Annotated in this window: 11 protein-coding genes; 8 read left to right on the top strand and 3 right to left on the bottom strand. The window is 46.9% G+C overall.

Annotated features, from left to right (window positions below):
- The first annotated feature begins 36 nt into the window (after nucleotides 1-36).
- Both QD47_RS06345 and QD47_RS06340 read left to right on the top strand, forming a co-directional pair.
- Entirely contained in the window at nucleotides 37-309 is a 273-nt protein-coding gene (locus QD47_RS06345; RefSeq protein ID WP_025684366.1) for a hypothetical protein, read from the top strand.
- 74 nt (nucleotides 310-383) lie between these two features.
- Nucleotides 384-1472: a site-2 protease family protein gene (locus QD47_RS06340; protein WP_044645395.1), complete on the top strand. Its 1089-nt coding sequence runs from the start codon at nucleotides 384-386 to the stop codon at nucleotides 1470-1472.
- 81 nt (nucleotides 1473-1553) lie between these two features.
- Here the strand turns inward: QD47_RS06340 and QD47_RS06335 are convergent, their stop codons facing one another.
- The 3 genes from QD47_RS06335 to QD47_RS06325 all read right to left on the bottom strand — a co-directional run bounded on the left by QD47_RS06335 (nucleotide 1554) and on the right by QD47_RS06325 (nucleotide 3778).
- A complete protein-coding gene (locus QD47_RS06335) occupies nucleotides 1554-2339 on the bottom strand; it encodes a hypothetical protein (protein ID WP_044645327.1) in 786 nt (261 codons plus the stop codon).
- Between the two features lie 70 nt (nucleotides 2340-2409).
- Nucleotides 2410-2640, bottom strand: coding sequence for a hypothetical protein (locus QD47_RS06330; protein WP_044645326.1), 231 nt, complete (start codon nucleotides 2638-2640; stop codon nucleotides 2410-2412).
- A gap of 229 nt (nucleotides 2641-2869) precedes the next feature.
- On the bottom strand, nucleotides 2870-3778 hold the full coding sequence (locus tag QD47_RS06325) for an AraC family transcriptional regulator (protein WP_044645325.1): 909 nt from the start codon (nucleotides 3776-3778) through the stop codon (nucleotides 2870-2872).
- Between the two features lie 378 nt (nucleotides 3779-4156).
- On the opposite strand from QD47_RS06325, the gene QD47_RS06320 reads away from it, so the two are divergent.
- The 6 genes from QD47_RS06320 (at nucleotide 4157) to QD47_RS06295 (ending at nucleotide 12427) form a co-directional block, all read left to right on the top strand.
- Complete coding sequence (locus tag QD47_RS06320) at nucleotides 4157-6163, top strand: beta-galactosidase (protein WP_044645324.1); 2007 nt, start codon at nucleotides 4157-4159, stop codon at nucleotides 6161-6163.
- A gap of 133 nt (nucleotides 6164-6296) precedes the next feature.
- On the top strand, nucleotides 6297-8093 hold the full coding sequence (locus QD47_RS06315; RefSeq protein ID WP_044645323.1) for a sensor histidine kinase: 1797 nt from the start codon (nucleotides 6297-6299) through the stop codon (nucleotides 8091-8093).
- Entirely contained in the window at nucleotides 8090-9157 is a 1068-nt protein-coding gene (locus QD47_RS06310; RefSeq protein WP_044645322.1) for a response regulator transcription factor, read from the top strand. Before QD47_RS06315 ends, QD47_RS06310 begins: the two co-directional genes overlap by 4 nt.
- 241 nt (nucleotides 9158-9398) lie before the next feature.
- Nucleotides 9399-10679, top strand: a complete 1281-nt coding sequence (locus QD47_RS06305) for an ABC transporter substrate-binding protein (RefSeq protein WP_044645321.1) — start codon at nucleotides 9399-9401, stop codon at nucleotides 10677-10679.
- A 39-nt stretch (nucleotides 10680-10718) separates the two neighbouring features.
- Nucleotides 10719-11603, top strand: a complete 885-nt coding sequence (locus tag QD47_RS06300) for a carbohydrate ABC transporter permease (RefSeq protein WP_044645320.1) — start codon at nucleotides 10719-10721, stop codon at nucleotides 11601-11603.
- Nucleotides 11600-12427 carry a carbohydrate ABC transporter permease gene (locus QD47_RS06295; protein ID WP_044645319.1) on the top strand — a complete coding sequence of 276 codons (828 nt, stop codon included), beginning with the start codon at nucleotides 11600-11602 and terminating at the stop codon, nucleotides 12425-12427. The genes QD47_RS06300 and QD47_RS06295 overlap by 4 nt, the downstream gene beginning before the upstream one ends.
- The last annotated feature ends 3 nt before the right edge of the window (nucleotides 12428-12430 follow it).

The following is a 12430-nucleotide window of genomic DNA, read 5'->3' as shown; positions in this document are numbered from 1 at the left end:
TATGGTCAGTAGGATACATAGGAGGCGGACAGTAATTTGAACGGACAAATACGGGTGGAACTGGAAGAGTTATTACTTGCGGAAAAAGAGCTGACATGGCTGCTCGCTCAGCTTCGCACAGATGAACAAGCGGCGCGCGTGTTGTATGGTCGTCTGCATGAATGGAGAGGGCATTCGGCTAATGTGATCAGGGACCAGATCGAAGCTTTTTTTGCCGGGTTAGCGAACAGAATTCGTATCTTGGAGCAGCAAAAGGCAGAGTTAATTCAGTACGTTGAATTAATGAAGCGAACGGATGCTGTACACTAATTAAAGCAAGGAAGTTTTTACAAGCTGTGCAGAGCAGGATACAATGGAGGTGTAGAGAAAGGGGGCGGATGCTGTTGCAAAAAGAAGATAAAAAGGCTAATTCCAAATCCGGCTCATCCAAATGGTATCTAGGCAGTGCGGCGGCGCTGCTTCTTTTGAAAGGGAAGTCGTTGTTGGCTCTATTGAAATTCGGTAAATTCGGCGGGGCGCTGATATCTATGGCGACGACGATTGGCTTCTATGCGCTGCTGTATCCGTGGGGATTTGCGGTCGGTTTTGTGCTGCTACTGTTCGTGCATGAACTGGGGCATGTATGGGCTGCCAAGCGGAAAGGGCTTCCGGTATCGGCACCGTTGTTTATCCCTTTTCTGGGTGCGCTGATTACGATGAAACGGTATCCCTTGGATGCGCAAACAGAGGCGTATGTGGCGATGGGCGGCCCGTTACTGGGAACGGTTGGGGCTATGGCGGTATATGCGGGAGCCTATGCAACGGACAGTCCGCTATTGTATGCACTGGCGTATGTCGGTTTTTTCCTGAATCTGCTCAATCTGCTGCCAATTCACCCGCTCGACGGTGGACGAATTTCCACGGCAGTAACGCGGTGGTTGTGGCTAGTCGGCTTGGTGGGTGGAATCGTCGTCATTGTGTATTTAAAATCTCTTCTATTTTTCCTGATATGGGCGCTCTTCGCCTACGATTTGTATAAAAAATATGTTAAACGCAATAAAGGAGAGGTCAAGGTCCTATCTTCATTGCAAAAGCCGCTGGTTAACGTACAGCATCTGTATGAGCAAGGATACCCGCTACCCGGACCGGAGCATACCCGTAGACTATCCTTTAATACCTACTCGGATCTGGAAGGACAGCAATATGTGACGGTGTATATGGAAAGTCTGGATGTGGAGCAGACGCTTTTGCTGCCACAGCAGTGTCTTGTCCAGGATGTAAGGCTGAATGGTGTGGAGCATATCCCGACACCGGATGCGTATCAGCTTAAACTGCTGTGTGAGATTGACTACCTTCCGTTTGAAAATGATAAATATTACGAGGTACCCACGTCATCACGCTGGAAATTCGGGATTGGTTATTTGGGACTGGCCTTGTTCTTGATGGGGATGATGTATGTGGTGCATCAGCATATAGGGGATGTAAGGCTGTGATGTAAAAAGGCGCGGTATTCTGCTATTTTTAACCCGCGCCTTTTTGCAATTATATTGAATAAGCAGTATCTTACATTTCTATTATTTAAAATCAGAAGCTGCTACGGGTACCTTTCCTTTAATTAGGAACCACCTGTTATTTTTGTAATTTTGAATGATTCCAATATCAAAAGTGATTGAATCCACATTGTTTTCCAGAAGAATATCGTGGGATATATTGGCTTCCAACGTATACTGAACGGAGTTATCATTTGTTTTATGATGAGAGAACTTTAAATCAGACGCATACTTTCTAATGCGAGACGGAAGCAGATATTCTATTTTGGAGTTGTTATCTTGAGGAAGTATGATATCTGCCAGCAAGTGTCCGTTTTTGAATTTCAAATGAAAATTCTTAACTTCAAGAATTTGCTTCTCAAAATCATTTAAATCTTCCTCCTTGAATTTTTCGAAATAGTATTGACCAGGATTTAATCGTACAATTTTCCCATCTTCAAGAAGGGCCTCAATGGCATTAAATTCAGGAAGAAAATTGATATTTACAGTCAATTCCTTTTCATTGATCAGAGTTATTTTGACATTATCTAATACAACTTCATTATTTAATAATAAAGATGCCTTTTTAATGTTTAAACCTTCTACTCTATAGGGGAAACTAATCTTAATTTTTTGAGGACTATCATCATGAGAATTGAAAATAAAATAACTATTCTGACGTACATGTACTTGTCGTATATATTCCAATTGAGTGTTTCTAGTTTCATCTGATTTATCTATAGCTTTTTCTTGGCTAGTCTTTGTACATCCAAATAAAAAAATAGAATTAGTCAGCAGCAACATGATGATTAGAATAAAACGTAGTCTCAATATGTAGTCACCTCTTTTTGTAATTGGTAAACCCTCCTCATATCGAGGAGGGTTATGTAATCGGATTATTTTATCTGTTTAGAGTTTGGGTATCTTCTTTTTGCTCTTTATCAAATTTTTTAATGTCCTCAGAAGAATAATATGGAACACCATCCATATACAACTGATCTCCTACATTACTTTCGACTGGGGGTTTGAAATTCCCTTCTAATTCATTCTGATCTGAGGCAGCCTGTGCAGTCAACGCTGATAGATTCAGCATTAAACCCAAAATAAGGGTTGATTTGATCAATTTCTTCAAAATATTTCACTACTTTATTTTTTGTTTCGCAAATACGCAGTTTAGTTTTATTAATGACTAATAATCGCTCAGGTGAGAAACACATATTTATGCCATTCCCCATTCAGTAGTTTTCTCTGTACAAAAAATGTCGTAAGCTCTTGAACAATTAAGAGCTTACGACATTTTTTTAGAACATTTTATTCTGTAAATCTTTTAAGAAAACTTTTGTACTCCAACTGTAATTAGGTTAATCCTGCTCAGTAACCGGATTCAGCGTTTGGCGGTATTTGAGCGGACTGGTGCCGGTCCAGCGCTTGAACTGTCTGCTGAAATGGGCCAAGCTGGAGTATCCGAGCAGGGAGGCCACCTTGTTCAGCGGCAGATTGGGTTGCTGGATCAGCACTTTCGCCTCGTGCAGCTTCGTCTCAGACAGGTAGTGACGCGGCGAATAGCCGTATACCTTGCGGAATACCTCCTGTGCGTATCCGGGACTGATCCCGAGGGAGGCTGCCACATCCTCAATACGGAACGTCGGCTCGGCAGATTCATCATCCCGATAAGGCTTGAATCTGGATTGAATGGCCTCCATAATGGCTTTGGCATACTGAACGGATGAGGGCGAAAGCGTAGGCTCCATCCCGGTAGATATCATTTGCGAGAATATTCCGAACAGCTCAAACAAGGCTATTTGCATGCGAAAACGATCCGCTGTCGTATATTCTCCGTTCTCCTGCATCATGCCAATCCAGCTGTGCACGACTTTTTGCAGCTTCATGTTCGTTTCAGTACCGGCTGGAAAAAAAAGCTGATTGCTCTTAATCATCTCCTGACGGAACAACGGATCATCTATATTAAAATGGGTGCTGAAATAATACATCCCGTCTGGGGAAGCACATTGACTCACATGCTTGAATCCCGGTGGGATGATCAGAATATCGCCGACACCAACCGAATACACGTTATTTTCCATGATCGTCTCCTGACGACCCTCCAAAATCAGTACAATTTCAAAACCGATATGTGACTCTTCCGGCATACACCAGTTTGCTCTTACCCGGTGAATATGAGCGCCGAAAAACTTTACATTCCAGTCAATGATAGGAAGCCAATGGCAATTTTCGAATAGAGCTGGATCAACTTCAGGATTCAATATCATAAGATCACCTTCGATTAGGGCAAATTTTACACGGCTTAGACAATCTCATTGTACCTAACATGTAACTATAATAAAAGAGCGTTTACAAATCCTATAATATAAGCTTTTATATAAAAGAGAGTGCTTATATAAGGATTGATTGAAAACGGTTCCATTTCGGAATCAGGAAGAGCTATGTAAACAACATCAACCCGCATATGGTATGCGCTGGCTTTTGCAGGCTATATCCCGAATGTACCGCAGAGCGGACAGGTTCGCATGGCTGGCAATTACCCATAGCCGTTCAATCTCTGTCAAAACCGCATAAAAGCCACGGCATTTAAAAATAATGCGCATAGCACATGACACTCTACTACAAACATATTGGAGGACGACTTGATGAAAAAGCTGCTGTATGGTGTTGCTTATTATGATGAATATATGCCTTATGACCGTCTGGACCAAGATATTCAAATGATGAAGGATGCGGGCATCAACGTGGTTCGAATTGCCGAATCCACCTGGAGTACGCATGAACCGCAAAACGGAGTGTTTGATTTCACCTCCGTGGATCGGGTGCTGGATGCAATGCATAAGGCGGGCATTGAGGTCATTGTAGGCACGCCCACCTATGCCGTACCGACATGGCTGGTCAAGGAGCATCCTGACGTATTGGCGACAACTCCTCAGGGACCGGGGAAATACGGGGCCCGTCAGATTATGGACATTACGAACCCGGTGTACCTGTTCCATGCCGAGCGAATTATACGCAAGCTGATTGGGCGGGTGAGTCAGCATCCGGCGGTAATCGGTTTTCAGACGGATAACGAAACGAAGCATTACAACACAAGCGGGCCGAATGTACAATTGCGATTCGTTAAGCATTTGCGTGAGCAGTTTGAATCACTGGAAGAGCTGAACCGCAAATTCGGACTTGATTACTGGAGCAATCGGATCAATAGCTGGGAGGATTTCCCTTCCGTGGTTGGGACGATTAATGGAAGCTTGGGCGCAGCATTTTCCCAATTCCAGCGCAAGCTGGTCACGGATTTCCTCGCCTGGCAGGTCGCGCTCGTGAATGAATACAAGCGGGAAGATCAGTTTGTTACGCAAAACTTTGATTTTGAGTGGAGAGGCCATTCCTTCGGCATTCAGCGGGATGTGGATCATTTTGCGGCATCCCAAGCATTCGATGTGACGGGAGTGGATATTTACCATCCAACACAGGATGATTTGACCGGGATTGAAATTTCCTTCGGTGGTGATGTGGCGCGCTCCACGAAGAATAATAATTATCTGGTGCTGGAAACGGAAGCGCAGGCTTTTACCCATTGGGTTCCTTATCCGGGACAATTGCGACTGCAAGCGTTCAGTCATCTGGCTTCCGGGGCCAATATGGTGGCCTACTGGCATTGGCATTCCATCCATAATTCCTTCGAAACCTACTGGAAGGGACTGCTGAGTCATGATTTTGAACCCAATCCTGTCTATGAGGAAGCACAGACGATTGGGAAGGATTTTGCAAGATTATCCCCTCATCTGGTAAACCTGAAAAAGAAAAACAAGACAGCGATCCTCGTCAGTAACGAAGCGTTAACGTCGATTGACTGGTTCAAGTTCAATATGAATAGTCCGCTGAATTACAATGACATTGTACGTCGCTTGTATGACGAGCTGTATAAGCTGAATATCGGTACGGATATCGTTCATCCGGGTACAGAGTCATTTGACGACTATGATCTCTTGATCGTACCCGTTCTCTACTCTGCACCGAATGCGTTACTGGAAAAGCTGAATCGATATGTGGAAAACGGCGGTCATGTGGTTTACACGTTCAGAAGCGGGTTTACCGATGAGCATGTGCAGGTGAGAACTTCCCGGCAGCCGGGCGTGATTAGCGAAGCTTGCGGCATTCATTACAGCCTGTTCGTGGAGCCGAAGAATGTAACGCTCAAGGATAATCCTTTTGAAGTGGCAGCAGAGGAGAATCAGGTGGATACGTGGATGGAGCTGATTACACCGACAACTGCCGAGGTGTTGGCCTATTACGACCATCCGCATTGGGGCAAATATGCTGCAATTACGCAAAACCGCTATGGTCAGGGAACGGCGACCTACATCGGCTGTGTCGTAAGCCCGGCGGTCATTCGTGAGCTGTTCCGTTCTGTCGCGAAGCAGGCGGGAGTGTGGGGAGCGGATCAAGAAGCGTCGTATCCGATCATTGTTAAATCCGGTACGAATGAGCTGGAACGGACGGTTCGGTATTATTTTAACTATTCCGAACAAGCAGGCTCAGTTATGTATCCGCATGGAGACGGCAAGGAGCTGATCGGGGAGCAGACAGTTACTCAAGGACAAACGCTTCAATTAGAGCCTTGGAGTGTTATAATTATCGAAGAAGCGTAAATGATGAGTAATGAGCTGAAATTGACATATGAATGAAATCATATATGTGTCCTGCCGGGAATACCCGGAAAATGAGCGCCCCTGCGTATAGCGGGGCGTTTTCGCATATGGCTGAACAGAGGAGAGCATTGCTATGCCAACCCGAGTAGTCCGCTGGTTTCGGGCACTGACAGCCCCGTATCGACGCAGCATTCAACTCAAGCTGATTTTGACAATGATCGTCCTTTCTGTGCTGCCGGTTATTGCCGTCACGGCGCTGGCTGCGGAAAAAAGCAGAGCGTCGATGGAAACCGAAGTGGTGGAGACGAATATGTCCAATATGAAATGGACGGGAATCTATGTTAGTGACCAGTTAGATCGTCTGAACCATCTGATTTACAGCATTCAGATCAGCCCCGATCTGAGTGATTATTTGAATGAGCGTGAGCCGGGCAATCTTTCCAGCCAATTTAATGCACAGCGAAAAATGCTCAATACGCTGGCGAATGTATATTATTCGGCCGGGAGCCATGTGATCGGCATCCAGCTCTATTTAAAGCAGCCGCAAACGCTGTTTACCTTCAATGGTATGCAAAATGACATTACGACGGTGAACGGTATACCCCCTCAGTATGCCGAGATGTGGAAAGCGAATAAGGATTATTCGATTCGCACAAGCCACGCTGCCCCGGAACGATTTACACTGACGCGCAGTATTCGGCGTTTTGAAGATCAGAAGCAGACGGGAGCTATTTCGCTGGATGTGCTGTGGTCCCAATTCGATCAGACGCTGGGGTTGCTGGGGCGGGGAGACCAGCATCAGGTTTTTATTACAGGTTCAGATGGAAAGGTGATGTATCCGTCGCAGGTCCACCAGTCGCCTCCTGCGGAGGTACTAACAGCACTGCGTGATGTTCGGCCGGGTCCGGGAATGATCAAGACAGCCGGTAATTATGTATTTTATAATGATTTGGATGTGGTAGGGCTGCGGCTGGTCAAAATCGTACCTACTTCCTCCATTAACCACAGCGCTTTTTCGACCATGCTGTACGGTATTATTATAGGCGGGATCTCCATATTGGTTTCGATCTGCATTGCTGTTTTTATTGCCTGGCGTACTGCACGTCCGATTGTTCATTTGGCGCGTTCGGTGCAGGAACTGGATATGATCAAGGGACCTGCTGGAGAACCCAGTATACGCCCGGATGAGATTGGGTTGCTGGAAAGAAGTCTGCATGGTATGGCAGGACGAATCCGCGAGCATATCCAGACGGAATACAGTATGAATTTGCAAAAAAAGACGGCTGAGCTAAAAGCGCTCCAGGCGCAGATTCACCCCCATTTTCTGCAAAATACGCTGCAAATGATCGGAAGCATGGTATTTTCCCAAAAGCCGGAGGACACGTATGAGGTGATTCGGTCGCTGAGTGAGATGTTCCGCTATGTGGTACGGGAGCCGCAGGATATGGCCTCTTTACGCGCGGAAATTGACCATGTAGGCCACTATATGCGCATCCAACAGCGGCGGTTTCCGCAACGACTGGTGTTTCAGGTGGAGACCGATGAACAGGCGCTGGATGTTCGTCTGCCCAAGCTGTCGCTTCAGCCGTTGCTGGAAAATGCGTTTCAGCACGGTCTGGATCGTAAGGCGGGAGCATGGCGGGTGGGAATCCGGGTGGAGATTATGAAAGAAGACCTATGCATTACAGTCTGCGATAATGGTAGCGGCATGGCACCCGACAGACTGGAAGAAGTACGGGCACGGCTGGAACATGCATCGGAGGAGCCGATCTGGGCGCAGGGTAGCCATATCGGATTAAGCAATGTGGCTTCACGGATACGGATGAATTTTGGAGTGAATTACGGGGTGACGATAGACAGTGAGCCAGGAATCGGTACACGTGTCACCATCCGCATTCCATTCACATCAGCAGGGGAGGGAAATGGATGATCCGGGTATTAATTGTCGACGATGAGCCGTGGAACCGGGATATTCTAAAGACATTTGGCGCATGGGAAAGGCTTGGAATGTCGGTGGTTGGCGAGGCTGAGGACGGGGATGAGGCGTTCAGGCTGGCCGGGGAATTATCCCCGCAGATTGTGATTACCGACATGCGTATGCCGGGTGCGGACGGAGTGGAGCTGCTGCAAGCGCTGAATAACCATTTTCCCGATATGAAAATCATTGTCGTGAGCGGCTATGACGACTTCGCATATGCCAAACATGCCATTCGGTACAAGGCCGTCGATTACTTGCTGAAGCCCGTCAATCCCGTCGAGCTGAATGCGGTGCTGCTTAAATGCAAAGATGATCTGGAGGCCAAGGCAGCGGAACAGCAGCAGGAAGTGGCAGAGCTGGACTATGAGTTCTTCCACAAGCTGTCCCGGTATAAGCAACTGCTGCGGCTTTATTTTAATGAGCTGAACCGGGAAGGCGTACAAATGACATGTAAGCAGGTCTTGCAGGAGCTGGAGAGCTACGGGGAACCCGGTCCACATATGCTGGGCAGGCTGGTGCAGGAGCTTCTTTCCCAGCTTAAAGAGCTGGCAGCGTCCAACGGGCTGGATACGCCCACTGCCAAGGCTGGATTTCCGCTTTCGCAGGACACGCTATCCTCTGCGGATCGTGCGCTGGAGTTCGTGTCAGCATGTTATGTGCAGGAGCTGGAGCAGCTCATTCGGCAGCGGAAGTATAAGAACAAGCTGAATCTGGAGGAGGTGCGGTGCTATATGGACAGCCACTTTGCCGAGCCGATTACACTGGAGCAACTGGCGAAAAACTTTTTTGTCAGCAAGGAGTATATGAGCAAGGTATTCAAGCAGGAGTATGGTCAAAATGTAACGGACTATATCGTGCAGCGGAGAATGGAAAAAGCGCGCGAGTGGCTGGCAGATAAACAGATTTCGATTAGAGCGGTGGCGGAGATGGCGGGATATGAGGACGTATCGTATTTCTATCGGGTGTTTAAAAAGCACTTTGGCATGGCGCCCGGTGAAATGAGAAAGGAGCAATGATGTGGAGATGATAACAGCCGTAGTTTAAAAAAATCCAACCCAACAGGCTAATGGTGTCCAATGGCAGAAGTGACCTCCCACCCTATAATGAAAGCGTATACAAAACAAGTAGTACAAAGGAATTTAGCCTCTATGGAGCTTTAAGCGTCATCAGAGGTAAAGACGGCAGCATAGCTGCTTTGAGTAACAACGGATTTCCAGTGGGTCACAGTTATTTTCAAAATAGGGGAGGTCATTTTGCATGAAATTATGGAAAGGTGTATTGAGCACAATGCTGGTTGGCACGTTGTTGGCCGGGTGTGGAGCGAATTCTTCAGGTAGTGACAGCAGCGGTTCCGGTGGAGACGGTAAAACGGTTAATCTCAAAATGTTTATCGCACAGCCCCGTTTGAAGGAGCATTACGATAAATATATTAACGCATTCGTAGCGAAGGAAAAGAAAGATAAAAATATCGACGTTACGGTCCAATTGGAGATGCCGCCTTCCGACAATGCCGCACAAATTTTGAAGACAAGACTTGCATCCAACGATGCGCCGGATGTGTTCGCTCTGCATGCAGTGAATGAAATTCCTCCGTTTTATAAAGCGGGCTATTTGGAGGACTTGTCCGGGCAGCCATTTGTCAGCAAATTAATGGATAGCGTGAAGCCTTCGGTGACGACGAAAGACGGCAAGGTTGTGGCTGTTCCTTTGGAAACGATTTCATGGGGCTACTTGTACAATAAAAAGATATTTAAGGACCTGGACTTGAAGCCACCGGGAACGCTGACCGAAATGAAGGCTGTGGTCGAGAAGCTCAAAGCGAATAATGTGAAGCCGTTCCTGTTGTCCTACAAGGAATCCTGGATTCCACAGTTATTCGTGCCGCTGACAGCGGGTGCGATGATGAACACACAGAACAAGGATTTTATCGAACGGATGAATCAGGACAAAGGCTCTTTTTCCGAAATGAAGAGTATGTTCGATATTATTGATCTGGTGAACAGCAACGGTACAGACAAGGCGCTGGAAATTGGCGGGGATGACGGATCGGCGGCCTTTGCTGCGGGGAAAGCAGCGATGTGGATTCAAGGGCCATGGTTTGCGGAAACGATTTTAAAATCTGATCCGAAGATGGATTTTGGAGTAGCCCCACTGCCAATCAATGATGATCCGAATGCGACATTGATCAATCTGTCCACTTCGACTTCGCTGGCTGTATCCTCTACAAGCAAGAACAAGGAGGTTGCACTCGATTTTGTAAACTATGTGTTGGACGACAAGGATTCCAGCGCGTTCTATGAATCATTGAAATTCAACCCAATCTCTAAAGTGCATACGTTCAAAAGCTATCCTTGGGTCAATGATGCTACCGAGTATGTGAAAGCAGGCAAGTCGTATCAAGATCCGTCCATCCCGCAAGCGGTCAAGGATGAGGCAGGCAAATCGCTGCAATCCTATTATGCAGGCCAGCTCTCGCAGGATGACGTGATTAAGGCGCTGGATAAGGCATGGAAATCGTATAACAAAGTAAACAAGTAACGGAAACCTATAGAATTACATCAGGAGGGGGGGGACTCCATGCCCTTTAAAATCTATAAAAAATACGTGATGCTGCTGGCGTTTACCGCCCCGGCGCTGATCTTTTACGCCATCTTCCTGCTTATTCCGACGATCAGCGGCATGTACTACAGCTTTACAGACTGGAACGGATTGAATCCGAATTACAGCTTTATCGGCTTGGGAAACTTTGTCGAGGCGCTGAAGGAAGACCCGGATTTTCTCAATTCCCTCTGGTTCACGCTCAAATATGTACTGGTCATGATTGTACTGCAAAATGTGCTGGCGTTAGCTCTGGCGGTGCTGATTGAATCACGTACACGTACCAAAGGATTTTTTCGGACGATATTTTTTATGCCCAATATGATCAGTACCATTATTAGCGCATTTATGTGGACGTTCGTGTTTTCCTCCGTGCTGCCGCAGATTGCCGAAAAGACAGCTATCGCCTTTTTGGGCCAATCGTGGCTGGGCGATCCGAAGGTATCTTTCTTTTCCATCATTATTGTATCGCTCTGGAATGGTGTCGGCTATATGATGATCATTTATCTGGCTGCGCTTCAAGGTGTACCGCAAAGCTTGAAGGAGGCCGCTATTATTGACGGGGCGAACGCGTTCCAGACGTTAAGAAGTGTGACGCTGCCGATGATTACCCATGCGATTACCATCTGTTTCTTCCTGACGCTGAACGGGGCCTTCAAGGTCTACGAGGTCGTCTATGGACTGACTGGCGGAGGACCGGGGCGCAGTACGCAGGTAATTACGATGAACATTTATGAGGAGGCGTTTTCCAACAACTTCCGTTATGGTTATGCAAGCGCCAAATCCGTTATTTTGTTCGCCATCGTGCTGATCTTCACGCTGATCCAGTTACGTGTGATGAAGAAGAGGGAGGTGGAGGCATGAGTCTGAAAAAAGCCAACTCCTTGCTGATTACCCTGATCCTTTGCGTGGGCGCTGTGGTGTCCTTCTTCCCGATCTACATGGCGGTGATTAATTCCTTTAAAACGCAGGGTGAGATGTTCGCATCCTTTACGTCGCTGCCGACGAAGCTTCATTTTGAAAATTACAGTCAGGCTTTTCACCAGACTCATTTGCTGAACAGCGCCCTCAATTCCACGATCATTTCTTTTATTGGAATAGGCGGTATCGTGATCTGTTCGGCGCTGGCGGGCTACAAGCTCTCTCGTACACGGGGAAAAATGAGCAGTGCGATCTTCTTCCTGTTTGTCGCATCCATGCTGGTACCGTTCCACTCCATTATGATACCGCTTACACGGATGGCAAAGGATTTGTCTGTCCAAGGCAGTACGTATGGTTTGGCACTGATCTATATCGGTTTGGGTGTGAATATGGCGATCTTTTTGTATCACGGATTCGTTAAATCCATCCCGCGTGAGCTGGAGGAATCGGCACAGATGGATGGCTGTAATGAGTTCCAAACGTTCTTCCGGATTATATTTCCTTTGCTGCTGCCGATCACTGTCACGATTGCGATTTTGGATTTCCTGTGGATTTGGAACGACTTTTTACTTCCATTGTTGATGCTGACGGATGTGAACCACTACACCCTGATTCTTTCGACAAACATGCTGTTCGGGGAGTATAACAAGGACTGGTCGCTCATTCTGGCCGCACTTGTGCTAACTTCCATCCCGGTTATCCTGATCTATTCGTTCTTCCAAAAATTCATTATGGAGGGCATCGCGGAGGGAGCAATTAAGGGATAAAAT

Source organism: Paenibacillus terrae (assembly GCF_000943545.1).
Classification (GTDB): Bacteria; Bacillota; Bacilli; order Paenibacillales; family Paenibacillaceae; genus Paenibacillus; species Paenibacillus terrae_A.
Note: the sequence above shows the minus strand (reverse complement) of the source record. Positions and strands in the feature narration are given on the sequence as shown.